Source organism: Streptomyces sp. NPDC057445, assembly GCF_042802855.1.
In the GTDB taxonomy this organism is placed as follows: domain Bacteria; phylum Actinomycetota; class Actinomycetes; order Streptomycetales; family Streptomycetaceae; genus Streptomyces.
This window is the reverse complement of the sequence record NZ_JBHVDH010000007.1, coordinates 63,551-88,746: the sequence shown is the minus strand read 5'-3', so window position 1 is coordinate 88,746 and position 25,196 is coordinate 63,551. Positions and strand designations below refer to the sequence as shown.

The 25,196-nt window shown below is 71.3% G+C and carries 23 protein-coding genes and 1 tRNA gene; 11 read left to right on the top strand and 13 right to left on the bottom strand.

The window, feature by feature from the left end:
- Positions 1-106: 106 nt before the first annotated feature.
- Positions 107-1,144 (bottom strand): P1 family peptidase, encoded by a 1,038-nt coding sequence (locus ACFU5O_RS17815; protein WP_384241272.1) that lies wholly within the window; start codon positions 1,142-1,144, stop codon positions 107-109.
- Between the two features lie 43 nt (positions 1,145-1,187).
- Positions 1,188-2,414 carry a low temperature requirement protein A gene (locus ACFU5O_RS17810; protein ID WP_384241271.1) on the bottom strand — a complete coding sequence of 409 codons (1,227 nt, stop codon included), beginning with the start codon at positions 2,412-2,414 and terminating at the stop codon, positions 1,188-1,190.
- Positions 2,415-2,683: 269 nt separating this feature from the next.
- Between ACFU5O_RS17810 and ACFU5O_RS17805 the strand changes: the two genes are divergently transcribed.
- Entirely contained in the window at positions 2,684-2,899 is a 216-nt protein-coding gene (locus ACFU5O_RS17805) for a hypothetical protein (protein ID WP_384241269.1), read from the top strand.
- Positions 2,900-2,927: 28 nt separating this feature from the next.
- Here the strand turns inward: ACFU5O_RS17805 and ACFU5O_RS17800 are convergent, their stop codons facing one another.
- The 5 genes from ACFU5O_RS17800 to ACFU5O_RS17780 all read right to left on the bottom strand — a co-directional run bounded on the left by ACFU5O_RS17800 (position 2,928) and on the right by ACFU5O_RS17780 (position 8,500).
- Positions 2,928-3,554, bottom strand: coding sequence for a hypothetical protein (locus ACFU5O_RS17800; RefSeq protein ID WP_384241268.1), 627 nt, complete (start codon positions 3,552-3,554; stop codon positions 2,928-2,930).
- A gap of 486 nt (positions 3,555-4,040) precedes the next feature.
- On the bottom strand, positions 4,041-4,982 hold the full coding sequence (locus tag ACFU5O_RS17795; RefSeq protein ID WP_384241266.1) for an S-methyl-5'-thioadenosine phosphorylase: 942 nt from the start codon (positions 4,980-4,982) through the stop codon (positions 4,041-4,043).
- Positions 4,983-5,076: 94 nt separating this feature from the next.
- On the bottom strand, positions 5,077-5,409 hold the full coding sequence (locus tag ACFU5O_RS17790) for an FmdB family zinc ribbon protein (protein ID WP_384241265.1): 333 nt from the start codon (positions 5,407-5,409) through the stop codon (positions 5,077-5,079).
- Between the two features lie 68 nt (positions 5,410-5,477).
- Positions 5,478-6,758: an MFS transporter gene (locus tag ACFU5O_RS17785; RefSeq protein WP_384241263.1), complete on the bottom strand. Its 1,281-nt coding sequence runs from the start codon at positions 6,756-6,758 to the stop codon at positions 5,478-5,480.
- A 239-nt stretch (positions 6,759-6,997) separates the two neighbouring features.
- Positions 6,998-8,500, bottom strand: a complete 1,503-nt coding sequence (locus tag ACFU5O_RS17780) for a potassium/proton antiporter (protein ID WP_384241694.1) — start codon at positions 8,498-8,500, stop codon at positions 6,998-7,000.
- Between the two features lie 266 nt (positions 8,501-8,766).
- On the opposite strand from ACFU5O_RS17780, the gene ACFU5O_RS17775 reads away from it, so the two are divergent.
- Complete coding sequence (locus ACFU5O_RS17775; protein WP_384241261.1) at positions 8,767-11,634, top strand: penicillin acylase family protein; 2,868 nt, start codon at positions 8,767-8,769, stop codon at positions 11,632-11,634.
- Positions 11,635-11,667: 33 nt separating this feature from the next.
- Here the strand turns inward: ACFU5O_RS17775 and ACFU5O_RS17770 are convergent, their stop codons facing one another.
- Positions 11,668-12,249, bottom strand: coding sequence for a 5-formyltetrahydrofolate cyclo-ligase (locus tag ACFU5O_RS17770; RefSeq protein WP_384241259.1), 582 nt, complete (start codon positions 12,247-12,249; stop codon positions 11,668-11,670).
- Between the two features lie 107 nt (positions 12,250-12,356).
- Here ACFU5O_RS17770 and galU point away from each other — a divergent pair, with 107 nt between their 5' ends.
- The 7 genes from galU to ACFU5O_RS17735 all read left to right on the top strand — a co-directional run bounded on the left by galU (position 12,357) and on the right by ACFU5O_RS17735 (position 17,768).
- Complete coding sequence (galU, locus tag ACFU5O_RS17765; protein ID WP_384241257.1) at positions 12,357-13,259, top strand: UTP--glucose-1-phosphate uridylyltransferase GalU; 903 nt, start codon at positions 12,357-12,359, stop codon at positions 13,257-13,259.
- Between the two features lie 4 nt (positions 13,260-13,263).
- Positions 13,264-14,673 carry a gephyrin-like molybdotransferase Glp gene (gene glp / locus ACFU5O_RS17760; protein ID WP_384241255.1) on the top strand — a complete coding sequence of 470 codons (1,410 nt, stop codon included), beginning with the start codon at positions 13,264-13,266 and terminating at the stop codon, positions 14,671-14,673.
- A gap of 55 nt (positions 14,674-14,728) precedes the next feature.
- The gene (moaC, locus tag ACFU5O_RS17755) at positions 14,729-15,232 is read left to right on the top strand and encodes a cyclic pyranopterin monophosphate synthase MoaC (protein ID WP_384241252.1); all 504 of its coding nucleotides are present in this window, start codon (positions 14,729-14,731) and stop codon (positions 15,230-15,232) included.
- A complete protein-coding gene (locus tag ACFU5O_RS17750; protein WP_384241250.1) occupies positions 15,229-15,810 on the top strand; it encodes a molybdenum cofactor biosynthesis protein B in 582 nt (193 codons plus the stop codon). The genes moaC and ACFU5O_RS17750 overlap by 4 nt, the downstream gene beginning before the upstream one ends.
- A gap of 14 nt (positions 15,811-15,824) precedes the next feature.
- A complete protein-coding gene (locus tag ACFU5O_RS17745; protein WP_384241249.1) occupies positions 15,825-16,430 on the top strand; it encodes a GNAT family N-acetyltransferase in 606 nt (201 codons plus the stop codon).
- A 142-nt stretch (positions 16,431-16,572) separates the two neighbouring features.
- A complete protein-coding gene (glpR, locus tag ACFU5O_RS17740; RefSeq protein ID WP_384241246.1) occupies positions 16,573-17,595 on the top strand; it encodes a gephyrin-like molybdotransferase receptor GlpR in 1,023 nt (340 codons plus the stop codon).
- Positions 17,596-17,694: 99 nt separating this feature from the next.
- Positions 17,695-17,768 (top strand) — tRNA-Ala (locus ACFU5O_RS17735).
- 208 nt (positions 17,769-17,976) lie between these two features.
- On the opposite strand, the gene ACFU5O_RS17730 is transcribed toward ACFU5O_RS17735, so the two are convergent.
- Together ACFU5O_RS17730 and ACFU5O_RS17725 are read right to left on the bottom strand one after the other, a co-directional pair.
- Positions 17,977-18,951: a 2-hydroxyacid dehydrogenase gene (locus ACFU5O_RS17730; protein ID WP_384241244.1), complete on the bottom strand. Its 975-nt coding sequence runs from the start codon at positions 18,949-18,951 to the stop codon at positions 17,977-17,979.
- The gene (locus tag ACFU5O_RS17725) at positions 18,948-20,123 is read right to left on the bottom strand and encodes a lactate 2-monooxygenase (RefSeq protein WP_384241242.1); all 1,176 of its coding nucleotides are present in this window, start codon (positions 20,121-20,123) and stop codon (positions 18,948-18,950) included. Before ACFU5O_RS17725 ends, ACFU5O_RS17730 begins: the two co-directional genes overlap by 4 nt.
- Before the next feature lie 121 nt (positions 20,124-20,244).
- On the opposite strand from ACFU5O_RS17725, the gene ACFU5O_RS17720 reads away from it, so the two are divergent.
- On the top strand, positions 20,245-21,483 hold the full coding sequence (locus ACFU5O_RS17720) for a PucR family transcriptional regulator (RefSeq protein WP_384241241.1): 1,239 nt from the start codon (positions 20,245-20,247) through the stop codon (positions 21,481-21,483).
- 89 nt (positions 21,484-21,572) lie between these two features.
- Here the strand turns inward: ACFU5O_RS17720 and ACFU5O_RS17715 are convergent, their stop codons facing one another.
- Both ACFU5O_RS17715 and ACFU5O_RS17710 read right to left on the bottom strand, forming a co-directional pair.
- Positions 21,573-22,544: a trypsin-like serine peptidase gene (locus ACFU5O_RS17715; RefSeq protein ID WP_384241239.1), complete on the bottom strand. Its 972-nt coding sequence runs from the start codon at positions 22,542-22,544 to the stop codon at positions 21,573-21,575.
- A 150-nt stretch (positions 22,545-22,694) separates the two neighbouring features.
- On the bottom strand, positions 22,695-23,177 hold the full coding sequence (locus ACFU5O_RS17710) for a GNAT family N-acetyltransferase (RefSeq protein WP_384241236.1): 483 nt from the start codon (positions 23,175-23,177) through the stop codon (positions 22,695-22,697).
- A 51-nt stretch (positions 23,178-23,228) separates the two neighbouring features.
- On the opposite strand from ACFU5O_RS17710, the gene ACFU5O_RS17705 reads away from it, so the two are divergent.
- Complete coding sequence (locus ACFU5O_RS17705; protein ID WP_384241235.1) at positions 23,229-24,038, top strand: exodeoxyribonuclease III; 810 nt, start codon at positions 23,229-23,231, stop codon at positions 24,036-24,038.
- 416 nt (positions 24,039-24,454) lie between these two features.
- Here ACFU5O_RS17705 and ACFU5O_RS17700 read toward each other — a convergent pair whose 3' ends face one another.
- On the bottom strand, positions 24,455-25,093 hold the full coding sequence (locus tag ACFU5O_RS17700; protein WP_384241692.1) for a MerR family transcriptional regulator: 639 nt from the start codon (positions 25,091-25,093) through the stop codon (positions 24,455-24,457).
- Positions 25,094-25,196 lie beyond the last annotated feature (103 nt).

Sequence of the window (25,196 nt, the reverse complement as noted above, 5' to 3'; positions counted from 1 at the left end):
TTCGGGAAAACGAACGGGGGCGCGCGCGGAGTTTCCCGGCGCGGGCGCGCGCTCCTTCAACTGCCTTGCCGGTCAAGGCCGTCGGGCTGTCCCGGTGTGCTCCCTGTCACTCGGCGGCAGCGGCGTACAGCTCCCGGTACGAGGGGAATTCGCCGCCCGGACCGGTCACCGTGCGCGCGGCCAGCACGGCACGCACGATCGCCCGCGTCACGACGTCCGCACCGGCCGCCAGGACCGCGTTGAGGGCGAGCGGGTGAGGGCCGAGGGGACGGCTGCCGGTGGCGAGGACGAAGACGGTGTCACCGTCGTTGAGGAGATGGACCGGGCGCACCGCGCGGGCGATGCCGTCGTGCGCCGTGCCCGCGAGCTTCTGCGCCTGGGCACGGGTCAGTTCGGAGTCGGTGGCGACGACGGCGAGGGTGGTGTTCAGCGGCGGCGCACCGTTCGCGTCCGCGGTCTCGGCAAGGCGGTGCAGCGCCGCGGCATGGACCTCCGGGGAGGGGAACGCGGGTCGCTCGCCGGTGAAGTACTGCCCGTACAGCGCACCGGTGTCCGGATCGACCGCCGACCCCACGGCGTTCGCCACCACCAGCGCGGCGACGGTGGACCCGTCGGGAAGCACGGTGCTCGCCGTGCCCACCCCGCCCTTGATCCTGCCGACGACCGCGCCCGTACCGGCGCCCACCCCGCCCTCCTCGACCGGCGCGCCCGGCTCCGTACGCGCCGCCGCCTCCACGGCTGCCCGCCCGGTCGCCGCGTCGGGCCTGGCCCGCCAGTCACCGCCGCGCCCCAGGTCGAAGACGCAGGCGGCCGGCACGACCGGGACGACCTGGCCGGGCTCGCGGCTCACCGGAACCCCACGGCCCTGCTCCTCCAGCCACGCCATGACGCCCGACGCGGAATCCAGCCCGTACGCGCTGCCGCCGGTCAGGACGATCGCGTCGACGCGCTGCACCAGGTTCCGGGGGTCGAGCGCGTCGGTCTCCCGCGTGCCGGGCCCTCCGCCGCGAACGTCGACGGCGGCGATCGCCCCGCCCTCGGGCGCGAGGACGACGGTGGTGCCGCTGAGCGCGCCGGGTCCGGAGAGACCGGCGTGGCCGACCCGGAGGCCGGCGACATCGGTCAGTGCGTCGTTGAGTGCCATACCTTCTGCGTATCACGCGGGTCCGCGATTCGAGGAGGGGCCGTCACACCTCCAACTCCGGGTGGTCCGGGGGCTGTGCCGACTCCGGGTTGCGGCTCGCCAGGGCCACACCCGCCGCGACCGTGGCCGCCGCCACCAGACCGGCGCTGAGCACGGCCGCGTGCCCGGCGAACGTGCAGGCGAGGATCGCGGGCACCGAGACCGGAAGCAGGAGTTGCTCTGCGGTCGTGCGCTTGAAGTGCCGGGCGTGCAGATACCAGAGGGTCAGCAGGAACAGTGCCGTCGGCACGGTCACCGCGGCCGACGCGGCGAACGTCGAGATGTGCGCCTCGCCCACGGACTGCTCCACCGCGACCTCCAGCCCTGCCCCGATCGCGGCGGCGGAAGCGAAGATCAGGAAGTGCCCGTAACCCCAGGGAATGGCCTCGCGGTTGCCCCTGAGCCGCTCGTGCGCGGGCACGGCGAAGTAGATCCACCAGGCCGAGAAGATGATCAGAATGCCGCCGGACGCGATGGGTGCCAGCTCACCGACCTTCACCACGCTGCCCAGGGCGGACTGGACGCCGATGGTGGCCGCGAACATCGTCTCGCCCAGCACGATGATGGTGAACAGGCCGTACCGCTCAGCGATGTGGTGCGGATGCCAGGGCGTCTGGTGGCGATGCTCGGCGATCACGGGTACGAGCATCTCGGCCGCCGCGACAGCGGGGAAGAGCCAGCGCTTCGCCCCGTCGGGCGCGGCCAGCAGGGCGATCCACGCCGCCTGGCAGACCACCAGACCGGCCGCGTACATGAGGGCGGTGCCCCGGGCCGGCCCCGGTGGCTCGGCCGCGGCGGCCCGCAGCCACAGCACCGTCAGTGCGATACGCATGACGACATAGCCGACGACCGCGATGGTCCAGTCGTTGTCGGCGAAGGCCCTCGGCACGCCGGCCGCGTAGATCAGCACCCCGCAGATCTGCACCAGCGTCGCGATCCGGTACGGCACGTCGTCGCAGTCGTAGGCGGAGGCGAACCAGGTGAAGTTGATCCAGGCCCACCACACGCCGAAGAAGACATACAGATAGCCGACGACGCCTTCGCTCACGTGGCCCTCGGCGAGCGCGTGCACCAGCTGCAGCCCGGCCTGCCCGACGGCGACGACGAAGCAGAGGTCGAAGAAGAGCTCGAGCGGCGTCGCGGCGCGATGTGCCTCGTCGCGGTGGCGGGCGCGCATACGACGCACAGGGCGGGAGCCGTCGCCCTCGGCGGAGGCGGATGTGGACGTCATCCCTCCAGCAGAACAGAACGGGCCACGTCCGCACCCCGCACGACACCCGTCGTCCGGTCCCGCCCGCTGCCGGACGCGACTGCCGGACGCGACTGCCGGGCCCCATCTCTCCGGACCCCTCCTCGCCGGACCTCTGCTCGCCGGACCTCTGCTCGCCGGACCTCTGCTCGCCGGACCTCTGCTCGCCGGACCTCTGCTCGCCGGACCTCTGCTCGCCGGACCCCTCCTCTCCGGGCCTGGCCTTGTCGGCCCCGGCGTACCCTGGGCGTATGAGTACCGCCCCCGCCCCCGGACCGCGCGATGCGAAGGAAGCCCGGCAGGAGCCCCTTCCCAAGCCGCCGGCGCTGATCTTCGAGGATCCGCTGGACCAGCAGTCCGCGGACGATACGGACCGCGGGTGGGGCGAGCGGCCTCCGGCGACGAGCGGCGACAGTGCTGCGGACCTTGCGCGGTTCCTCGACGAGCGGCCCCCGCACCACCTCTGAGCCGCACCCCGGTCCTGCCGGCGGTGCGTCAGCACAGCGTCACCGCCAGACGGGACGTGGTGCCCGCGCCCGCCAGCACCGCGGCGACCGGGCGTGGGACGGACAGAACGACCAGCGCGCCGCCGTCGGGAAACGTCCCCTCCGACCGAGGAACCACAGCCACCCGGGCGCCGGTCGCGATGACGCGAGCGGCGGGTGTCCCGCCCGCCGGGGAGTCCGGCGCCGCGATCACGTCGACCCGGTCGCCCGGCCGCAGCAGCCGGACCGTCTCGGCGTCCGCGATCCGTACGGGGGCGGAGACCAGGTCCACCGGCGGGGGAGGCCGGTGCCGGCGCAGCGACACGGGCTCGTCGTGCGGCTCGGCCCCGACCGGCGCGCGCGGCCCCCATAACGCCAGTGCGACCGCCGTCAGCGCCAGCCCGGCGGCCAGGGCACGCCGCCTGCGGCGCATCGCGCGCCACAGCCGCAGTCGCTGCCAGCCGGTCCTCACATGCAGGGGAGCGAACGCCGGGACGCCGAACGGCTCGGGCGCGGACGAGGGCGGCAGGGCCGACGGCGACCCCTGCGTGCCCGAGGAACCGCCCTGGCCCAAGAGCACCGGCCCCTGCCGGCTGCCCAGGGGGCCGCGCCGCACGGCGAACGGCCCCCGCTCCATATGCTGCGCGCTCAGGAGGCCGTTTCCGTGCGACGGGCCGGAGGGGGAGCCGGGGGCGGAACCGTACGAGGAGCCCGCCGCAGCGCCGGCCGAAGCGCCGTGTGAAGGACGGTACGGCGAGCCCGCCGCAGCGCCGGCCGAAGCGCCGTGTGAAGGACGGTACGAGGAGCCCGCCGAAGCGCCGTGCGAAGCGCCGTGTGAAGGACGGTACGAGGAGCCCGCCGAAGCGCCGTGCGAAGAACCGTGCGTGGACGAAGCGTCTTGCCCGCGGGGAGAAAGCAGCGACATTGCCGTGACCGCCGTTCGTGAGAACCGTGAGGACCGTGAGATTCGCGAAGTGTTGTGCCGAACGCACCTCACGATCCACGCTTTCCCGCCGCCCTGCCGGACCCTGTGGACCGCACCCCGGCTGTGGACAACCCGCTCACCCCGACGGGTGATCACGACTGCCCTCACATGGTGATCACCGCAGCCGCCGCAGGGTGATCACGGCAGCTCTATCCCCGTCTCGAGACCGCTCAGCGCCGTGGTGCACAGGCAGCTGCGGTCCTCGTTCGCCTGCAGCCCGGCCACCGCGTCGAACACGACGCCGCGCAGCCGGTCCACGTTCGAGGCGAAGACCTTCATCACATCCTCGTGGGAGACGCCTTCACCCGCCTCCGCCCCCGCGTCGAGGTCCGTCACCATGGCGATCGCCGTGTAGCAGAGCTCCAGCTCACGGGCCAGCGCCGCCTCGGGGTGCCCGGTCATCCCGACCACCGACCAGCCCATCGCCGCGTGCCAGCGCGACTCGGCGCGGGTCCCGAAGCGTGGCCCCTCGATCACCACCAACGTCCCGCCGTCGACCGGCTCCCAGTCGCGCCCCCGCGCCGCGGCCAGCGCGACCGTCCGCCCCTCCGGGCAGTACGGGTCGGCCAGCGACACATGGACGACCTTCGGCACCGAGCCCTCCGGAAGGGGCTCGCCGTCGAAGTAGGTGTCGGCGCGTGACTTCGTACGGTCCACCAGCTGGTCAGGGACGAGCAGCGTGCCAGGTCCGTATTCCGGCCGCAGCCCGCCGACCGCGCAGGGCGCCAGCACCTGGCGTACGCCCACGGACCGCAGGGCCCACAGATTGGCCCGGTAGTTGATGCGGTGGGGCGGCAGGTGGTGACCGCGTCCGTGCCTCGGCAGGAAGGCGACCCGCCGGCCGGCGAGCTCCCCGAAGAACAGGGAATCGCTGGGGCTGCCGTACGGGGTCGGCACCTGGACCTCGGTCACGTTCTCCAGGAACGAGTAGAAGCCCGAGCCGCCGATCACACCGATCTCGGCGCGCTCACCGGTCTTCCGCCGGGCGGTCTCCTTCCGGGCGGTCTCCTGCCCGGTGGTCCCCTGCCCCGCGGTCTCCTGCCGGGCGTTCCCCTGATGTGCGCTCTCTGCGTTGGCCATGGCGATCACAGTAGCCGCGCCCGAACATGGCGAAGGCCCCGCTGTCCGAAGCAGTCGAACAGGGGGCCTCGCGCAAACAGATGGGGAGGGAGGCTCAGGCAGCCGTCGTGCCGCTGCTGGACGAGCTCGACGCCGACGGCTTCGACTCGGAGGCCTTCGCGTTCGACGACGACCCCGACGAAGAGGACGACGACCCCGACGAAGAAGACGACGACGAGGACGCCGACGCCGGCGAGCTGGTCGACGACGACCCGCGGCTGTCGTTCCGGTAGAACCCGGAGCCCTTGAAGACAATGCCGACGGCGGAGAACACCTTCTTGAGGCGTCCCTGGCAGCTCGGGCACTCGGTCAGGGCGTCATCGGTGAACTTCTGCACCGCCTCGAGGCCCTCGCCGCACTCGGTGCACTGGTACTGGTAGGTCGGCACTTGTCTTCCTCCTGGCACTCTCACTCAATGAGTGCTAACGATGTTCCATACTGACGTATTCCGTCGGCTCAGTCCACCGTCACCGGCACTCGGTGACCGATACCACGTGCGACCGTACGGCTGTGCGTCTGCGGAACGAGCCGCGCCCGGAGTGCCACCAGGGTGACGAGCGCCAGCGCGGTGCCCACCAGCGGGACCAGGAATCCGGCCGCCGAACCGTGTGCGTCGGCCAGCCTGCCGGCGACCGTCACCGCGGCCGCCTGGCCGAGTGCCACCGCGCCCGTGAGCCAGGTGAAGGCCTCCGTACGGGCGGATGCCGGGACCAGCGGTTCGACCAGCGTGTAGCCGGTGATCAGAGCGGGCGCGATGCACAGGCCCACGACCAGACCGAGCGCGCCGAGCAGCACCACGGAGTGCGCTGCCCACAGCAGGGACGCGGCGGCCGTCAGTCCCGCGTAGCCGATGACGAGGCGGCGCCGCGGCCCGGACTTCCAGGCGATCGCGCCGACGGCGATGCCGGCCAGCATGTTGCCGGCGGCGAAGAGCCCGTACAGCAGGCCGTTCATGCCGGGCTCACCGATCTCCTCGGTGAACGCGGTCAGGGAGACTTGCATGCCGCCGAAGACGGCGCCGATACCCAGGAAGGCAACGGCCAGGACACGTACACCCGGCACGGACAGCGCGGACACGTGCGCCGCCCGCTCATGGCCGGACGGGCGGCCGAAGGGCGGCTGGGTACGGCGCTGGGCCGCGAACAGCAGACCGCCGGCCAGCGTGAGCACGGCCTCTGCGGTCAGACCGGCGGCCGGGTGGACGCCGGTGCACAGGGCCGTGGCAAGGACCGGCCCGACCACGAAGGTGAACTCGTCCGTCACGGACTCGAAGGCCGCCGCGGTCGGCATCAGCGGAGAGCCTCCGAGCCTCGCCGCCCAGCGGGCCCGCACCATGGGCCCGACCTGCGGCACGGAGGCACCGGTCGGCACGGCGGCCGCGAACAGCACCCACAGGGGCGCGTCCGCGAGCGCCAGCGCGGTGAGCGTGCCGACGGACGCCGCATGCACCAGCACTCCGGGTACCAGGACCGCGCGCTGGCCGAAGCGGTCGGCGAGCTTGCCGCTCTGGGGGGCGAAGAGCGCCATGGAGACGCCGGTGACAGCGGCGACGGCGCCCGCGCTGCCGAACGAGCCGGTGGTGTGCTGGACCAGCAGGACGATGCTGATGGTGAGCATCGCGAACGGCTGCCGGGCCGCGAAACCGGGGAGCAGGAATGTCCAGACCCCGGGGGTACGGAGCAACTGTCCGTAGCCAGGACGCCGGCCGGACGTGCCAGAGGTGACCGTGGACGCCACGGTCCTTGCCTTTCTGCCGCCTGGTAGCGCTCCCCGGGGTGGTGGGAGCTGCCGAGAGCTGTCCTCTTGCGCGGAACTGCGGTAGATACCGGTGCCCACGGAAGGGGAGACTCGGCCGCCATACGGTCGCGCCAGCTCTGCATCAGGCAGAGTTGGTCGATCTGTGTGCCTTCATGCTACAGGGGTGAAAGCGGCTCAGCCCTGTGAAGTTGCCGACGTTCTGGGATCCTCACCTGGGATTAACCGGACGTTTCTCTTCCGGTTCCTAGCCATCCCGCCAGCTTTCCGCCCTGTCCGACTGCCCGCAGCCGCGCCTCCGCCGCGTCCCGTACCGGATCCGTCGTCACGACCAGAAGCTCGTCCCCGCGCCGCAGCACGGTCGACGGAAGCGGTACGAAGCTCTTCCCCTCGCGTACGACGAGGGTGACCGCGGCCCCGGGAGGCAGCCGCAACTCCGCGACCTCGACACCGTGCATCCGCGACTTCTCGGGGATGGCCACCGACAGCAGATGCCCGCGCAGCCGCTCCAGAGGCGCCGACTCGATGCCGAGGTCGGCGGCCTCGGCATCGCCGCCGAGCCGCAGTGCCCTGGCCAGCCAGGGCAGCGTCGGGCCCTGCACCAGTGTGTAGACGACCACGAGCACGAAGACGATGTTGAAGATCCGGTCGCTGCCGGGGATCTTGTACACCATCGGAATCGTGGCCAGGATGATGGGGACGGCGCCGCGCAGCCCCGCCCATGACATCAGTGCCTTCTCCTGCCAGGGCATCTTGAACGGCAGCAGACTGACGACGACCGACAGGGGCCGCGCCACCATGGTCAGCACCAGTCCGATGACGACGGCCTTCCAGAAGTCGTGCACCAGCTCGTGCGGGGTGACCAGCAGCCCGAGCAGGACGAACATGCCGATCTGGGCGATCCAGCCGAGCCCGTCGGCGAATCCGCGGGTGGCGGGCCAGTGCGGCAGCCTGGAGTTCCCCAGCACCATCGCCGCCAGATAGACCGCGAGGAAGCCGCTGCCGTGGGCGATGGCGCCGGCGGCGTACGCGCTCACCGCGATCGCCATGACCGCGATCGGGTACAGACCAGAGGCGGGCAGGGCCACATGCCGCAGGCCGTACGCGCCGAGGAAGCCGACCGCGAGGCCGACGGCCGCGCCGATCGCCAGCTCCAGGACGATCTTCCCGATGAGGATGTACCAGTCGTCCACGGGACCGGCCGTCGAGAAGGCGACCACCAGGATGACCACAGGAGCGTCGTTGAAGCCCGACTCCGCTTCGAGTACGCCCGTGACACGCGACGGCAGGGGCACCCTCCGCAGTACGGAGAAGACCGCGGCGGCGTCCGTCGAGGAGACGACCGCGCCGATGATGAGCGCCTGACGCCACTCCAGTCCGACCAGATAGTGCGCCGCGGCCGCCGTGACGCCCACGCTCACCGCGACGCCGACGAGCGACAGTGAGGCTGCCGCGGGCAGCGCCGGTTTGACCTCCTTCCACTTGGTGCCCAGACCACCTTCGGCCAGGATCACCACAAGTGCGGCATAACCGATCACCTGCGTCAGTTCGGCGTTGTCGAACTTGACATGGAAAAAGCCGTCCTGCCCGATGGCGACCCCGATGCCCAGATAGAGCAGCAGGCTCGGCAGCCCGCTCCGGGACGAGACGCGCACCGCCGCGACGGCGATGAGCAGGACGAGCGAGCAGATGAGCAGGAGTTCGTTGAGCTGGTGGACAGTCAGTGGCCGATCCTTCCCCTCGCGCCGGCGTGCCGGATCGCCCCTCCGGGCGGCAACACTTCGTTACCTTACCTAATCTTTAACGCTTCCTTGACGCCTCTTGACGCCTCTTGGCGTTCCCTGACGCTGTACTCGATCGTCAGTTCGGCATATGTCGGCGGCCAACTTGATGGCATGGCGTTACTGATACCGCGTCCGGGCCCGTTTCGCGCTGCGCCTATGGTTGCTCCAGCACTCTCCTGGACAACCGTGCCCCTCGAAGGACAGCGATGCCCTCCCGCCCGTCGCCCGACAACCGCCCCTCAACGACGCCGCCGAGCGGCGACAGTGCTGATTCCACCGTCCCTTCGGCCGGCACGCCCGGCAGGAAGAAGGGGCGACGCGGTCGTCTGACCGTGATCGTCCTGGTGCTGGCGCTGGTCGGGGGCCTCGGATACGGCTCGTACTGGGGCGTGAGCACGGTACGTGCCTCGTTCCCCCAGACCACCGGCACGATCGAGCTCAAGGGGCTCGGCGCCCCCGTGGACGTCAAGCGCGACGCCAACGGCATCCCGCAGATCTACGCGGACAGCGACGAGGACCTCTTCAAGGCCCAGGGCTATGTCCACGCCCAGGACCGCTTCTGGGAGATGGACGTACGGCGCCATGTGACGGCCGGCCGCCTCTCCGAGATGTTCGGCTCCGACCAGGTCGACACCGATGCCTTCCTGCGTACCCTCGGCTGGCGCAAGGTGGCCCAGGAGGAGTACGACAAGGTCCTGTCCGACGAGACCAAGAAGTACCTCCGGTCGTACGCGGACGGCGTCAACGCCTATCTGGCCGGGCGGGACAACGACGACATCTCCGTCGAGTACGCCGCGCTGGGCTTCACCAACGACTACAAGCCCGAGAAGTGGACGCCGGTGGACTCGGTCGCCTGGCTCAAGGCCATGGCCTGGGATCTGCGCGGCAACATGCAGGACGAGATCGACCGGTCGCTGATGTCCTCCAGGCTGAGCCCGCAGCAGATCAAGGAGCTGTACCCGGCCTACCCGTACGAGCTGCACCAGCCCGTGGTCCAGAACGGTGCCGTCGACTCGGGCAGCGAGAAGTGGGATCCGCAGGCCGAGCCGTCCTCGGACTCCGACTCCTCGACGGCGGCGGGCTCGCCCTCGTCCGGGGACTCGACCGCGAGTTCGGACCAGGGCTCCGGCTCGCAGGACGGGTCCGCGGGCAGCGCCTCGGACGGGAGCGAGGACACCCAGACCCAGCTTTCCGCGCTCTCCGACTCCCTCGACGACGTCCCGGCCCTGCTCGGCCCGAACGGCAACGGCATCGGCTCGAACTCCTGGGTCGTCTCCGGCAGCAACACGACCACCGGCAAGCCGCTGCTCGCCAACGACCCGCACCTCGCTCCCCAGCTGCCCTCCCTCTGGTCGCAGATGGGCCTGCACTGCCGCGCCGTCTCGGACAAGTGCACGTACGACGTCGCCGGGTACACCTTCTCCGGCATGCCGGGCGTGGTCATCGGTCACAACAAGGACATCGCCTGGGGCTTCACGAACCTCGGTGCCGATGTCACCGACCTCTATCTGGAGAAGATCTCCCAGGACGGCTACCTCTCCGGCAGGAGTACCAAGCCGTTCAGGACCCGCGAGGAGACCATCAAGGTCGCGGGCGGCGCGAGCCACAAGATCCTGGTCCGGGAGACCGAGCACGGTCCGCTGATCTCGGACCGCAACGAGGAGCTCGAGGGCGTCGGCCAACGCGCGCCCGTCCGGACCTCCGCCCCGGACCGGGGCGAGGGCTACGCCGTGGCGCTGAGGTGGACGGCGCTCGACCCCGGCAAGTCCATGGACGCGGTCTTCATGCTCAACCGGGCCAAGGACTTCGACAGCTTCCGAGCGGCCGCCAAGGACTTCGAGGTCCCGTCCCAGAACCTGATCTACGCCGACACCAAGGGCAACATCGGCTACCAGGCCCCCGGAAGGATCCCGGTCCGCGCCAAGGGCTACGACGGCTCCATGCCGACGCCGGGCTGGGACCCCAGCTCCGGCTGGAGGCGCTACATCCCCTTCGACGAGCTTCCGTACGAGTACAACCCGAAGCGCGGTTACATCGTGACCGCCAACCAGGCGGTCGTGGACGCCGGGAAGTACCCGTACATGATCACGGGCGACTACGGCTACGGCTCCCGCAGCCAGCGGATCAACGATCTCATCGAGTCGAAGATCAAGGACGGCGGGAAGATCTCCACGGACGACATGCGCACCATGCAGATGGACAACAGCAGTGAGATCGCCAAGCTGCTGACGCCGTATCTGCTGAAGATCGATGTGTCCGACCCCTACATCCGCGAGGCCCAGAAGCTCCTCGAGGGCTGGGACTACACCCAGGAGCCCGACTCTGGAGCCGCGGCGTACTTCAACGCCGTCTGGCGCAACGTCCTCAAGCTCGCCTTCGGCAACAAGCTGCCCAAGGAGCTGCGGGTCGACGGCGAGTGCCTCAACGTCCGTCCCGCCGACAGCACCGGACCGGTCGACGATCTGAACCGGCTGGTGCGCGAGTGCGGCAGGCGTGATGCGGAGTCGGCCCAGCCCGACGGTGGGGACCGCTGGTACGAGGTGGTCCGCGGCCTGCTGAAGAACGAGACCAGCGAGTGGTGGCAGACCCCCCCGAACCGCAAGGAGGTCGCCACGGCGACCCGTGACCAGCTGCTCGCCCGGGCCATGGACGACGCGCGCTGGGAGCTCACCGCGAAGCTCGGCAAGGACGTCTCCAGCTGGAGCTGGGGCCGGCTGCACCAGCTGACGCTGAAGAACCAGACACTGGGCACCGGCGGACCCGGCGCGCTGCGGTGGATGCTCAACCGCGGCCCGTGGAACCTGGGCGGCGGCGAGGCCGCCGTGAACGCGACAGGCTGGAACGCGGCCGGCGGCTACGAGGTGATCTGGGTGCCGTCGATGCGGATGGTCGTCAATGTCGGCGACTGGGACAAGTCCCGCTGGATCAATCTGACCGGTGCCTCCGGGCACGCGTACAACGCGCACTACACCGACCAGACCGACAAGTGGGCCAAGGGCGAGCTGCTGGACTGGGCCTACGGCGAGCAGGCGGTCTCAGGGGCGACGAAGGACACGCTGGTGCTCAAGCCCTGATGCCGGGGGCCCGGCCCCTGGAGGGTGCGGGCCTCAGGCAGTGAAACGGCGGATGCCTTCGGGCGTCACCACCGCGTGTACGGGGTGGTCGTGCGGTTCCTCTGGGACCCGGGCGACCACCTCGTTCGCGTACAGGAGCACCACGAGGGCCGGGTCCGCGGAAGCGGCCTCCAGGCGGGCGAGGACGCGGTCGTACGAACCGCCGCCCCGGCCGAGGCGCATGCCCCGCTCGTCCACGGCGAGCCCGGGCAGAAGCACCGTCTCCGCCTCCAGCACGGCCCCGGGACCGAGTCGCGGTCCGTCCGGCTCCAGCAGCCCGCGCCCGGCGGGCACCAGGTGCTCCGCGCCCGCGTACACCGCCCAGTCGAGATCGTTGTCCTCCATGAGCACCGGGAGGAGCACCCGTACGCCCCGCGTGCGCAGCGCGTCGAGCAGCGCGCGGGTGCCCGGCTCGCGCCCCACCGACACATAGGCGGCCACGGTGCGGACGGAGGCGAGTTCCGGCAGGCCGAGTGCGCGGTGCGCGAGAACCGCGGCGGCCTCCCGGACGTCATCAGAGGACAGCAGGCGCCGTGCGTCGAGCAGTTCACGTCGAACCGCGATCTTTCCGGACATGTCGGCACCCACCACGGCCTCGCAATCTCCAGTCAATACGCCTTTATGAGCAGAAAGTTAACCGGAGGCTAATCTTCCGCCCATAGGCAGCGGATATGGTGCTCCGCATGAACGAGTCGCACCCCAGGATCAGCAAGGCTGTCATCCCCGCCGCAGGCCTCGGTACCAGGTTCTTGCCTGCAACGAAAGCCACTCCCAAAGAGATGCTGCCTGTCGTCGACAAGCCGGCGATCCAGTACGTCGTCGAAGAAGCAGTGGGCGCCGGTCTCTCGGACGTCCTCATGGTCACCGGTCGCAACAAGCGCCCCCTCGAGGACCACTTCGACCGCAACTACGAGCTGGAAGAGGCGCTGCGGCGCAAGGGCGACGCCCAGCGGCTCGCCAAGGTCCAGGAGTCGAGCGACCTGGCCACTATGCACTACGTACGTCAGGGCGACCCCAGGGGCCTCGGGCACGCCGTCCTCTGCGCCGCCCCGCACGTCGGCGACCAGCCCTTCGCCGTCCTCCTCGGCGACGACCTGATCGACCCGCGCGACCCGCTGCTCTCCCGGATGGTCGACATCCAGGAGCGTGAGGGCGGCAGCGTCATCGCCCTCATGGAGGTCGAGCCCTCCCAGATCCACCTCTACGGCTGCGCCGCGGTCGAGGCCACCGGCGACGACGACGTGGTCAGGGTGACCGATCTGGTCGAGAAGCCGGACCCGGCAGAGGCGCCGAGCAACTACGCCATCATCGGCCGCTACGTCCTCGACCCGGCCGTCTTCGAGATACTCCGCAAGACCGAGCCGGGCCGCGGTGGCGAGATCCAGCTCACCGACGCCCTCCAGAAGCTCGCCGCCGACGAGAAGGTCGGAGGCCCGGTCCACGGCGTCGTGTTCAAGGGCCGCCGCTACGACACCGGCGACCGAGGCGACTATCTGCGTGCCATTGTCAGACTCGCGTGCGAACGTGAAGACCTGGGCCCGGACTTCCGGACCTGGCTTCGCCGTTACGTCACCGAGGAGATGTAGCACTTTGAGCAGTACGGCAACGCCGTCCGCCGCCTCGGGCGGCGCCCGCGGGGGCACCGCGCACGTGTGGTCGGTGGACGAGCACCTGGACGACATCCTCGGCGCGATCCGCCCGCTCGAGCCCATCGAACTGCAGCTGCCCGACGCCCAGGGCTGTGTCCTGGTCGAGGACGTCACCGTCCCTGTCGACCTTCCGCCCTTCGACAACAGCTCGATGGACGGGTACGCGGTGCGGGTCGCCGATGTCGCGGGCGCGAGCGAGGAGTTCCCCGCGGTCCTCACCGTCATCGGCGATGTCGCGGCGGGCAGCGGCGAGCCGCCCGTCGTGGGCCCAGGACAGGCCGCCCGCATCATGACGGGTGCTCCGTTGCCGCCCGGCGCAGAGACCGTCGTCCCGGTCGAGTGGACCGACGGCGGCCGCGGCGAGGGCGCTGCCACGGAGATGCGCCCGGCCGGGCATGCTCCCGGGGACGCGAGCGGTGAGGTCCGCGTCCACCGGCCCGCCGGGCCCCGGGCGCACGTCCGGGCGCGCGGCAGCGACGTCCGGGCCGGCGATGTCGCGCTGGGGGAGGGCGCGGTCATCGGCCCGCCGCAGATCGGCCTGCTCGCCGCCATCGGCCGCGCCACGGTGCGGGTGCGCCCCCGCCCGCGCGTGGTCGTCCTCTCGACCGGCAGCGAACTCGTCCAGCCGGGCGAGGAGCTGGCCGAGGGCCAGATCTACGACTCGAACAGCTTCGCGCTCACGGCCGCCGCCCGCGACGCCGGCGCCATCGCCTACCGCGTGGGTGCCGTCACCGATGACGCCGACGAGCTGAGGGCCACCATCGAGGACCAGCTGATCCGCGCGGACCTGCTGGTCACCACGGGCGGCGTGAGCGTCGGCGCGTACGACGTGGTCAAGGAGGCGCTGTCCTCGGTCGGCGACGGGAACGAGCGCGCGGACGCGGACAAGGACAGGGCCGAGGACGGGGCCGAGGACGGGAGCACCGAGAAGCCGGGCGGCGGGGTCGAGTTCCGCAAGCTCGCCATGCAGCCGGGCAAGCCGCAGGGCTTCGGTTCCATCGGCCCGGAGCACACACCCCTGCTCGCGCTGCCGGGGAATCCCGTGTCCTCCTACGTGTCGTTCGAGCTGTTCGTGCGACCGGCCATCCGGGCGCTGATGGGCCTGAAGGACGTGCACCGCCCGCGCGTGCGCGCCGAGCTGCGCGCCGACAAGGCCCTGCCGTCGCCGGCCGGGAAGCGCCAGTTCCTGCGGGGTGCCTACGATGCGGAGAAGGGCACCGTCACGCCCGTCGGCGGCAGCGGATCCCACCTGATCGCGGCCCTGGCCCAGGCGGACGCGCTCATCGTGGTCCCCGAGGACGTCACCTCCCTGGAGCCCGGCACGGGGACCGAGGTGGTCCTCCTCGGCTGAGCGCAAGGCCGTGGCGGTACGGTGTCTGACCACACAGTGACCGGGAGCCACAGCAATGAGCGCGCAGCAAGGACTCACACACATCGACGAGGCGGGCGCGGCCCGTATGGTCGACGTCTCCGGCAAGAGCGTCACCGCGCGCACCGCCCGGGCGAGCGGCCGGGTTCTTGTGTCGGCGCGCGTCGTCGAGCTGCTGCGTGGCGAGGGAGTCCCCAAGGGCGACGCCCTCGCCACCGCCCGTATCGCGGGCATCATGGGCGCCAAGCGCACCCCCGATCTGATCCCTCTGTGCCACCCGCTGGCGGTCTCCGGCGTGAAGCTGGACCTCTCCGTGGCCGACGACGCCGTGGAGATCGTCGCGACGGTGCGGACGACGGACCGTACGGGCGTCGAGATGGAGGCCCTGACCGCGGTGTCGGTGGCCGCGCTGACCGTCGTCGACATGGTCAAGGCCGTCGACAAGGCGGCGGTCATCTCCGACATCCGGGTGGAGGAGAAGACGGGCGGCAAGTCGGGCGACTGGAGGCGTACGGGGGCGGGTACGGAGGCCGGGCAGTGAGCCCGCGCGCCGGTGAGGTCCACAGCCACGCCCATGGCACCGCGCCCGGGGGCGAGGAGCGCCAGGACGCCGGCCCGCACGCGCGGCGTGCCCTGGTGGTGACCGCCTCGAACCGTGCGTCCGCCGGTGTGTACGAGGACAAGGGCGGCCCCCTTCTCGCTGAGGGGCTTGCCGCGATGGGCTTCGAGGTCGACGGCCCCCGGGTCGTGCCCGACGGCGACCCGGTCGAGGCCGCGCTGCGGGAAGGGGTGGCCGCGGCGTACGACGTCATTCTCACCACCGGTGGCACGGGCGTCTCGCCGACCGACCGCACCCCCGACGCCACCCGCCGGGTCCTCGACTACGAGATCCCGGGCATTCCGGAGGCGATCCGGGCACACGGACTGGCGAAGGTCCCCACCGCCGCGCTGTCGCGGGGCCTCGCGGGCGTCGCGGGAGGTCGCACGCTGATCGTCAATCTGCCGGGTTCGACGGGTGGCGTACGGGACGGGCTCGCCGTACTCGGCCGGATCCTGCCGCACGCCGTGGACCAGATCCACGGCGGCGACCATCCCAGACCCACGGGGAGCTCACACTGAACGTCTCCTGGCCCGTGGTCCTGACGGACGGTGATGTCACCCTCCGCCCCATAAAGCTGCGCGACCAGCGGGCCTGGCGCGAGGTGAACCGGCGCAACCGTGACTGGCTGCGTCCCTGGGAGGCGACGATCCCGCCGCCCGCCCCCGGTGCCCCGATGGCCCAGCGCCCCACGTACCGCCAGATGGTCCGCCATCTGCGGGCCGAGGCGAACGCGGGCCGGATGCTGCCGTTCGTGGTCGAGTACAGGGGAGTGCTCGTCGGCCAGCTCACCGTCGCCGGAATCACCTGGGGCTCGATGTGCTCGGGCCATGTCGGCTACTGGGTCGACCGTGATGTCGCGGGCCGCGGGGTGATGCCGACAGCCGTCGCGCTCGCCGTGGACCACTGTTTCCGCGCGGTCGGACTGCACCGCATAGAGGTCTGCATTCGGCCCGAGAACGGCCCGAGCCGCAGGGTCGTCGAGAAACTCGGATTCCGCGAAGAGGGACTCCGTCCCCGCTATCTGCACATCGACGGCGCGTGGCGGGACCATCTTGTCTTCGCCCTCACGGCGGAGGAGGTGCCGCAGGGGCTGCTGCGGCGCTGGCACCAGGCACGAACCGCGCGGCACGAAAAATAAAATACCTGTTCGAATTCAATCGCGACTCGATCGCCGGGCGATCTGAAGAATCACAAAAAAAGTCAGTGATATCAGCCAGATCGTGCGACACACCGGGCCAATTGGCCGATGCCCTCGCGCGAACCCCTCTACGGTGTGAAGCGTGAGCAGCAGCGGCCTCATCTACGCAGTCATCGTCGGGGCCTGGGCCGCCTACTTGGTGCCGATGTGGCTCCGCAGGCAGGACGAGCTCAACGAAGCCCGTCCGACGGAACGCTTCAGCACCGCCATCCGGCTACTGTCCGGACGGGCGGGAATGGAGCGCCGTTACGCCAAGGAGCTGCGTGACCGCACCGCAGAGGAGGAGGCGGACACCGACGCCGACCCGGATGCCGAGACGGACCGATTGAGTTCCGTCGACGTCCGGGCCTTCTCCGCGCCCCCGGCCCGTACGGAAGTCCGTATCCGGCCTCCGGCGCGCGCCCCGCGCGAGAACGGGGCGGCAGCAGCACGTGCCCGGCGCTCCAAGGTTCTCGTGCGCCGTCGGCGCACCACGGTGATGCTCTTCCTCACCTTCACCCTCGGCGCGATCGTCGCCGCGGTCGGCGGGCTCGGCTTCCTCTGGGCGCCGGGGGTCCCGGCCGTCCTGCTCACCGCGTACATCGCGCATCTGCGCGCGAAGGAGCGCCGCCGCTTCGTCTACGTCATGGACCGACGCCGTGCGGAGGCCGCGGCCCAGCGCCTGCGTGAGAACCGCCCGCGCCGTCAGCCCGCCGCAGCCGCGGCGTCGCCGGCCGAGGAGCCCACGGACCGACCCGAGCCCGAGCCCGCACCCGCGGTCTCCCCCCAGGAGGCCGGCCGCCGCGCCCTGGTCGAGCAGACCGACCACGCGGAGTGGGTCGACCAGCAGCGCGACCCCGGCCCGGCCCGCGGCGACAGCTGGGACCCGGTCCCGGTCCCGCTCCCGACCTATGTCACCGCCCCGGTCGCCCCGCGCGCCACCAGCGGCATCGATGTCACGGACCCGGACACCTGGAGCTCGGCCCGGTCCTCCACGGCCGACCCGACTCCCGCCCCGGCCCCGAGCCGGCGCACCGCTCCACCCCGCCGCAGCCGCGACCACGGCCGCACCCCGCTCTTCGACCAGTACGCGGACGACGACCGTCCCCGCGCCGCCAACGAGTGAGAACGGCGGACGAGACCTTCGGAACTCCGCCCCGGCTGACCAGCGAGGAACGGATTTCCAAGCACCCCGATCGGGATGCTAAGGTTTCACTCGTTGCAAGGGCCTGTGGCGCAGACTGGTAGCGCACCTCGTTCGCATCGAGGGGGTCAGGGGTTCAAATCCCCTCAGGTCCACAACAACAAATCAAAGCCCTTACCGGGAAACCCGGTAGGGGCTTTGACGTTCTGCGCGGTGGGAAAGTGCGCACGGCCCGCGCCCCCGCGTTCTTCTCCTGCGGCAAAGGGACCGGACGCCCTCGTGGCGCCCGGTCCTTCCGCGTCGCGCCAGAGGAAACCGCCGACGAGGAAGCCGCCGACGAGGAAGCCGCCGAGGGGGCGTGGCCTACGCCACGACGTCCCGCAGCGGCTTGCCGTCGATGTGATCGAGGACGTTCTGAACCGCGGCCAGGGCGATACGGACCAGGGTTTCACGGGTGACGCCGCCGACGTGGGGGGAGAGGACCACGTTCGGGGACTTGAGCAGACGCAGGGCGGAGGTCGGGGGCTCGGGGTCGAAGACGTCGATGCCCGCGCCCGCGAGGGTGCCGGCCTCGAGGGCGTCGGCGAGGGCGTCCTGGTCGACGAGGGCGCCGCGGGCGGTGTTGACGAGGAAGGCCGTGGGCTTGAGGAGGGCGAGGCGTTCGGCGTCGATGAGGTTGCGGGTGGCGTCGGTCAGGGGTGCGTGGAGGCTGATGTAGTCGGAGGCGCGCAGGAGTTCGTCGAGGGGGACGAAGCGGGCGTTGCCGAGGCGGGCTTCGGTCTCCTCCGGGACGCGTTGGCGGGCGGTGTAGAGGATGTTCATGTCGAACGCGACCGCGCGGCGGGCGACTTCCTCGCCGATCCGGCCGAGGCCGACGACGCCCAGGGTCTTGCCGGAGAGCTCGGTGATCGACTGCTGCAACCGCGGCAGGGCCCAGTCGGCGTCCACGAGAGCGGTGTGGGCCGGGATCAGCTGCTTGGCGAGGGCGAGCATCAGGGCGAAGGTCTGCTCGGCGACGTTCTGCTTCTCCGCGCCGCTGGAGCCGATGTTGCAGACCGGGACGGAACGGGCGCGGGCGGCGTCCTCGTCGACGTAGTCGTAGCCGTGGCTGGCGCACTGGATGACCTCCAGCGCGGGGGCGGCGGCGATGTGGTCGGCCGTCACGGGTGCGAGGGCGGTGATGACGGCGTGCGCCTCGCGCAGTGCGCCGGGGTCCTCGTCCGCCGCCTCGACCACGGTCACCCGGGCGCCTGGGAGCAGACCGGCGAGGGCCGCTCCTGCCGTACGGCCCCCGACATGCGGGGAGATGACGGCCAGGACGTTCTTGGTGGTGGTCATGCGGATTCCTTCATGAGGTCGTCGGGGCTCAGCGAGCCGGGGCCCGTGTGGCCGGACAGGGCCAGGGTGAGGTCGAACTCGGCGAGCAGACAGCGGATGACGTGATCGACGCCCGCCTGGCCGTCGAGACCGAGGCCGTAGGCGTACGGGCGGCCCAGCAGCACCCCACGGGCGCCGAGCGCGAGGGCCTTGAAGATGTCGTCGCCCGTGCGGACGCCGCTGTCGAAGAGCACGGTCAGCCGGTCGCCGATCGCCTCGGCCACGAGAGGCAGGGCGTCGGCCGCGGCCACGGAGCCCGCGACCTGCCGGCCGCCGTGGTTGGAGACCACCACGCCGTCCATGCCGGAGTCGGCCGCGCGGCGGGCGTCGTCCGGGTGGAGGATGCCCTTGAGGACGATCGGGCCGTCCCAGTGCTCGCGCAGAAAGGCGAGGTCCGGCCAGGTCTTGGCGGGGTCGGCGAACATCCCCACGAAGTGCGCCACGGCCGCGTTCGGGTCCTCGTGCACCGGCTTGGCGAGGCCGGCCCGGAACGCGGGGTCGCTGAAGTAGTTGGCGGTGCCCACGCCGTGGAGGAACGGCAGGTACGCCTGGTCGAGGTCGCGTGGGCGCCAGGCGAGCAGCGGGGTGTCGAGGGTGACGAACAGGGTGGTGTACCCCGATTCCTTGGCCCGCGCCAGGAAACTCGCGGTCACGTCGCGGTCCTTGGCCCAGTACAGCTGGAACCACCGCTCCCCGTCGCCCATGGCCTCGGCGACCTGCTCCATCGGCGTACTGGACGCCGAGGACAGGATGTACGGCACTCCGCGCGCCGAGGCCGCACGCGCGGCGGCGCATTCCGCGTCCGGGTGCATGATCGACAGCACGCCCACGGGCGCGAGGGCCAGCGGAGCCGGTACCGGGCGCCCCAGCAGCTCGACCGAAAGATCGCGCTGGTGCACATCGCGCAGCATGCGCGGCACGATGCGCCAGCGGTCGAGGGCCGCGCGGTTGGCGCGGGTGGTGCTGCCGCTGCCCGCGTTTCCCGCCACATAGCCGAACGGGCCGGGCGGCAGCCGGTGCTCGGCCAGCTCCTCCAGCCGGGTCAGATCGGTGGGCAGCCGGGGCACGGCTCCCGTCATGCCGTTCAGATAGATCTCGTACTGGAAGTCCGCCCAGTGCGGCGTCGTCGCCATCCGTTCGTCCCGCCTCTCGTCCCTGAGACCGCGTGAGACTGCGCTGTCGAGCCGATCCTGGCGACAGTGACAAGCACCGTCCATGGTGGTGCGCACGTCGGGCCGCTGCGACTATCACGGTGTGACAAGTCAGCGGGAGCACGTGATGAAGGGGCTGGTCGACGATCCACGGGTCGTCGAGGCCATCGTCGGAGCGGTGCACGAGCAGGTCCCGGCGTATGCCGCCCTCGACGGCAGCCGGCTGCCGGAGGTGCGGGCCATCGCCGCGTGGGCGCTCGAGCGGCTGCTGTACGTGTGGGCCACCGACGGCGCGCTCGAACCGGCGGACCTGCGGCGGTTCCGAGGGATCGCGGCGGCCAGGGCCGCGGACGGTCGCCCCGTGCAGGCGGTGCTGCGCGCGTACCGGGTCGCGGCGGCCGTGATCTCCGACCAGGTCGCCGCGCACGCGCCCCGGCTCGCCGCCGACGACGCCTTCGCGCTCGCGCGGCACCTGCTGAACGCCGTCGACACGCTCTCCGAGGTGATGGCCGCGGAGTACGCCGCGATGAGCGAGCATCTCGCGGGCGACCGTGAGCAGGCCCTGCGGGTGCTCCTCGACGACCTGATCGCGGGGCGGCACGCGTCGGTCGGGGCGCTGACCGACAGGGCGGCCCGGCTGGGCGTCCAACTGCCCGACCCCTACTGCCTGCTGGTGGGGGAGTCCGCCGATGCGACCGGCCGCCCGCACATCACGCCGGACGCCGCCGCCGGGCTGCTCGCCGCGCTCGGGGAGCGCGGTGGCGGGGTCACGCCGCTCGCGACCGCCCGTGGCTCGCGTGCCGTGCTCCTGCTTCCTGCCAAGGCCGCCGACTCGGCGCCGGAGGCTTTGCGGGAGCGGGGCTGGCGCGGCTGCGTGATCTCCGGTGAGAGCCTGGACCGTATCGCTGTCGCCCACCGTCTCGCCGCCGACGCCCTGGACACCGCGCCCGCGCACGCACACCACCCCGGGCGGATTCTCACTGAAGCGGACGCCCATGTCCTCGCCCTGCTCGCCGGGCATCCGGCGGCGACCCCGGACCGGGTCGGGCGCCTCGTCCTCGGTCCGCTGGCCCACCCCGGCCAGCGGCACCTTCTCGAAGCCCTCACCGTGTACATCGGCACCGGCTCCGCCAATGCCGCGGCCCGCGTCCTGCATCTGCACCCGCAGTCCCTGCGCTACCGCCTCCGTCGCGTTCTCGACCTCACGGGGCGTGACCCGCGCGACCCCTGGCAGCGGCTCACGCTCGACATCGCCCGCACGATCGTCACGGGGCTGGGGGAGGGGCAGGCCGCCGACTCCGCGCAGCGTCGCACCGGCCGCGGTGGCGTCCGGTCCGTGTGACGCAGGATCGTCGGAAGCACCGGCCGGCCGACGTGGCAAGGGGGCGACCGGCGAGGGATGAACCCCGTCGGCCGCCCCGTCGAAGTGCCTCAGGACACCTGCGCCTTGTCGTACAGCGCCTTCGCGTCATTGCCGAAGTACGGGCCGAACATCCGGTTCGGCAGGAAGACATAGCCGAAGCTGTTCACGGAGACCTGCAGTCCCGTGCCGGCCGACTCGCTGAAGCCGGTGAACCAGGGACCGCCGCTGGAGCCGCCGGTCATGTTGCAGCCGAGACTGTGATCCTGCGAGAACAGCCAGTCCTTCGAGCTGTTGCCGCTGCAGTAGATCAGCTTCGTGCCGTCGTACGGGGACGCGGCGGGGAAGCCGAAGGCGTACATCTGCTTGTTGTAGCCGCCGTTGAACTGGATGCCCTGCGCGCCGGTGACTGCGGTGAGCTTCTGGCCGTTCAGCGGGGCGACGACCGCCATGCCGATGTCGTAGTTGATGTCCTCTGTGGCCTCCCACTGCGGCGTGGTGAGTGTCTTGGACGCGGTCCACTGACCGTACGGGGCCTGGCCGTTGTTGTACGCGGGCACGAAGACCCAGTTGGTGTGCCAGCTGCCCTGGTACTTGACGCAGTGCCCAGCCGTGACGATGGTGCTGGCGTTCTGGCTGGTCACGGCGTTTCCGGAGCAGGAAGCTGTACGGCCCTGGAAGCTGAAGAACACGCGGCCGGAGGTCTTCACGACGGAGCCGCCGCCGGTCCAGGGGCCGCCCGCCTGCGGGAAGGCGGTGGGGGCCGCGGGTGCGACGGTCGTCGTCGCTCCCTGGGACTTCGGGGCCTTGAGGGTCTTCGCGGCGCTCGGGGTGAGCAGCAGATCGAGCGGCGTCGCGTTGCGCATCCGGTCCGCGGTCCAGAAGGTGCGGGCCTTGTGCTGGTCGGCGGCCGAGGCGCTGTGGGCCGGGAGGGGGGTGGGTGCGGGGGCGGCCGCGTTGGCCGCGGTGGCGGTCGTCAGACCGCCGGTGAGCAGAGTGCCGACGGCTAACAGAACGGCTGCGGCTGTGCGATGGCGTCTCACGCATGTCTCCTTCTGCCGAGGCAGGTGGGGGATGAGAACGGTGCGGATCGGCGTGCGTGAGGCAGAGTGCCACGGAGGCACTGGTTCTGTCAGGAGCGCGTCAGGCCCTTTCCTGTTCGTGCGAGGGCGGCCGGTTGCCGCGCGAGCTTCCTACGTGAGCGGTTTCGCGAAGCAACGGCTGGTTTTGTAGTGCCGGTAGTGGCCGAACTTCACACACGGCTCATAGCCGCTGGACGTGTACAGCGCGATCGCCTCCGGCTGTGCCGTGCCGGTCTCCAGCACCATCCGGATCCGGCCCGCCGCTCGGGCGTCCTCCTCCAGCGCGGCCAGCATCCGGCGGGCCAGCCCGAGCCCGCGCGCCTCGGGGACGACATACATCCGCTTCAGCTCGGCGTCGCCGTCCGCGTACCCCTCGGCGTTCGTGTCCTGGGTGCGCCAGCCGCCCGTGGCCACCGGGCGCCCTAGTTCGTCGTAAGCGAGCAGATAGAGTCCGTGCGGCGGAAGGAACATCGCCGGGCCGAGTGGGGTGGCATCGCCCCCGGGGTCGCCGTACCGCGTGGCGTATTCGAGCTGCACCTGGTCGTTGAGCTTGACGGCGTCGGGGTGGTCGAAGGCAGTCGGCCGGATATTCATGCCGACTATCGTACATGTATGCGTATCAGGGGTCTCGGATAGGGTGCCTGGATGCTCACCGTGACCACCGTGAATGTGAACGGTCTGCGCGCCGCCGCCAAGAAGGGTTTCACCGAATGGCTGGCGCAGACCTCCGCCGATGTCGTCTGCCTGCAGGAGGTGCGGGCCGAGGCGCACCAACTCCCCGAGGACGTGCGTGACCCCGAGGGCTGGCATGTGGTCCACGTCCCCGCCGCCGCCAAGGGCCGGGCGGGTGTCTCCGTCTACTCGCGGCGCGAGCCTGACGCGGTGCGCACCGGCTTCGGCAGCGAGGAGTTCGACGGCACCGGCCGGTACGTCGAGATCGACCTGCCCGGCGTCACGGTGGCCAGCCTCTACCTCCCCTCGGGCGAGGTCGGCACCGAGCGGCAGGACGAGAAGTACCGCTTCATGGGCGAGTTCCTGCCGTACCTCAAGACCCTGAGGGAGCGGGCGGCGGCCGACGGCCGCGATGCGCTCGTCTGCGGCGACTGGAACATCGCCCACCAGGAGGCCGACCTCAGGAACTGGAAGGGCAACCGGAAGAACTCCGGCTTCCTTCCGGAGGAGCGCGACTGGCTCGGCCGGGTCTACGGCGAGGACGGGTCCGGTGCCGGATACGTCGACGTCGTCCGCGCGATGCACCCCGGCCAGGAGGGGCCGTACTCGTGGTGGTCGTACCGGGGACGCGCCTTCGACAACGACACCGGCTGGCGTATCGACCTGCTGGTCTCGACGCCCCGGCTCGCCGGGAAGTGCGTGAAGGCGTACGTGGAGCGGGCGGCGAGCCATGGTGAGCGATGGAGCGACCACGCGCCGGTGACGGCGGTCTTCGAGCTGTAGCGGGCGGCCACCGCGCTCGCCTGTGCGGCGCGCGGTTCTGCGTGGCCGCCGGGCTTTGGCCTGCGGCCTGGGCCGTGCCGGCCGGGTGTGGGCTGCGGGTCGCTTCCGCCGGTGTGGCGCGCGGTTCTGCGTGGCCGTCGGGCTCGGGCGCGCGGGGCTCTGACGGGGGCGATCCCCGTCCCAGGGTGCGGGGTGCGGGGTGCGCGGTCACCTGGCGCCAGGTCGGTTGACCGGACCGGACCGGACCGGACCGGGTTGGTGGGCCGGTGCGGCCGTCCTCAATCTCGCCCGGACTCTGTCCGGGGCACCCCCAACGGGCTTGGTGTCGGGCGCTGCAGTGCGTGCCGGTGGGCCGTGGCTTGTCGGCCGCGTGTGCCCGGCGGCGGTCGTGTTCGGGCCCGCGGGCCGGTCCGGGCCTACCCGGGCCCGGGCTCCGAGGGCTCCTCGCGCAGGCGCCGGTCCATGGCCATCGACAGCTCGGCCTCCACGACGCTCTTGGCCAGCGGGCGGAGCCGGGGTATGTCGCTCTCGGCGGCATGCGTACGCAGCAGATCGGTGAAGAGCCCGGCCAGCGACTCGGCGTGGCGGCGCACCTCGCGGCCCGCCGCCAGCACCGCTGCCAGTGGGACGCCTTCCTTCACCAGCGCGGCGGAGACGTCGAGCAGCCGCCGGCTGATGTGGACGATCTCCTCGCCGTCGGTCGCCAGATAGCCGAGGTCGAGCGCGGCGGCGAGATTCTCCGGGGTGACCTCGCCCTCGAAGTAGTCGGCGAGCTCCTCGGGGGTGAGGCGTACGGGGGTCTCCTCGGTCGGTTCGCCGAGGCCGAGGACCTCCCCGACGTTCCGTCCGCTGTCGAAGGCCTCTGCCAGGTCGGCGATTCCGCTGAGGGTATGGCCGCGTTCGAGCAGCGCCGTGATGGTGCGCAGGCGGGCCAGGTGGTGATCGTCGTACCAGGCGATCCGGCCTTCCCTGCGAGGTGGCGGGATCAGTCCCCGCTCACGGTAGAAGCGCAGGGTGCGCACCGTGATGCCGGCCTCCTTGGCCAGCTCCTCCATGCGGTACTCGCGGGTCTCGCTATCCTTGCGCTGCTCGTCCGTCACGTCGGCAAGCCTATGTTGTACCGCCGGTAACTTGTTCGGTCCGACCTCTACCGCTCGG

What these genes read in the sequence shown, in the direction of transcription:
- ACFU5O_RS17730 (WP_384241244.1), bottom strand. Translation starts at nt 18,951, where the DNA reads ATGACCACCACCAAGAACGTCCTGGCCGTCATCTCCCCGCATGTCGGG.
- moaC (WP_384241252.1), top strand. Translation starts at nt 14,729, where the DNA reads ATGAGCGCGCAGCAAGGACTCACACACATCGACGAGGCGGGCGCGGCC.
- galU (WP_384241257.1), top strand. Translation starts at nt 12,357, where the DNA reads ATGAACGAGTCGCACCCCAGGATCAGCAAGGCTGTCATCCCCGCCGCA.
- ACFU5O_RS17805 (WP_384241269.1), top strand. Translation starts at nt 2,684, where the DNA reads ATGAGTACCGCCCCCGCCCCCGGACCGCGCGATGCGAAGGAAGCCCGG.
- ACFU5O_RS17800 (WP_384241268.1), bottom strand. Translation starts at nt 3,554, where the DNA reads ATGGAGCGGGGGCCGTTCGCCGTGCGGCGCGGCCCCCTGGGCAGCCGG.
- ACFU5O_RS17815 (WP_384241272.1), bottom strand. Translation starts at nt 1,144, where the DNA reads ATGGCACTCAACGACGCACTGACCGATGTCGCCGGCCTCCGGGTCGGC.
- ACFU5O_RS17705 (WP_384241235.1), top strand. Translation starts at nt 23,229, where the DNA reads ATGCTCACCGTGACCACCGTGAATGTGAACGGTCTGCGCGCCGCCGCC.
- ACFU5O_RS17710 (WP_384241236.1), bottom strand. Translation starts at nt 23,177, where the DNA reads ATGAATATCCGGCCGACTGCCTTCGACCACCCCGACGCCGTCAAGCTC.
- ACFU5O_RS17775 (WP_384241261.1), top strand. Translation starts at nt 8,767, where the DNA reads ATGCCCTCCCGCCCGTCGCCCGACAACCGCCCCTCAACGACGCCGCCG.
- ACFU5O_RS17700 (WP_384241692.1), bottom strand. Translation starts at nt 25,093, where the DNA reads ATGGAGGAGCTGGCCAAGGAGGCCGGCATCACGGTGCGCACCCTGCGC.
- ACFU5O_RS17725 (WP_384241242.1), bottom strand. Translation starts at nt 20,123, where the DNA reads ATGGCGACGACGCCGCACTGGGCGGACTTCCAGTACGAGATCTATCTG.
- ACFU5O_RS17810 (WP_384241271.1), bottom strand. Translation starts at nt 2,414, where the DNA reads ATGACGTCCACATCCGCCTCCGCCGAGGGCGACGGCTCCCGCCCTGTG.
- ACFU5O_RS17770 (WP_384241259.1), bottom strand. Translation starts at nt 12,249, where the DNA reads ATGTCCGGAAAGATCGCGGTTCGACGTGAACTGCTCGACGCACGGCGC.
- ACFU5O_RS17795 (WP_384241266.1), bottom strand. Translation starts at nt 4,982, where the DNA reads ATGGCCAACGCAGAGAGCGCACATCAGGGGAACGCCCGGCAGGAGACC.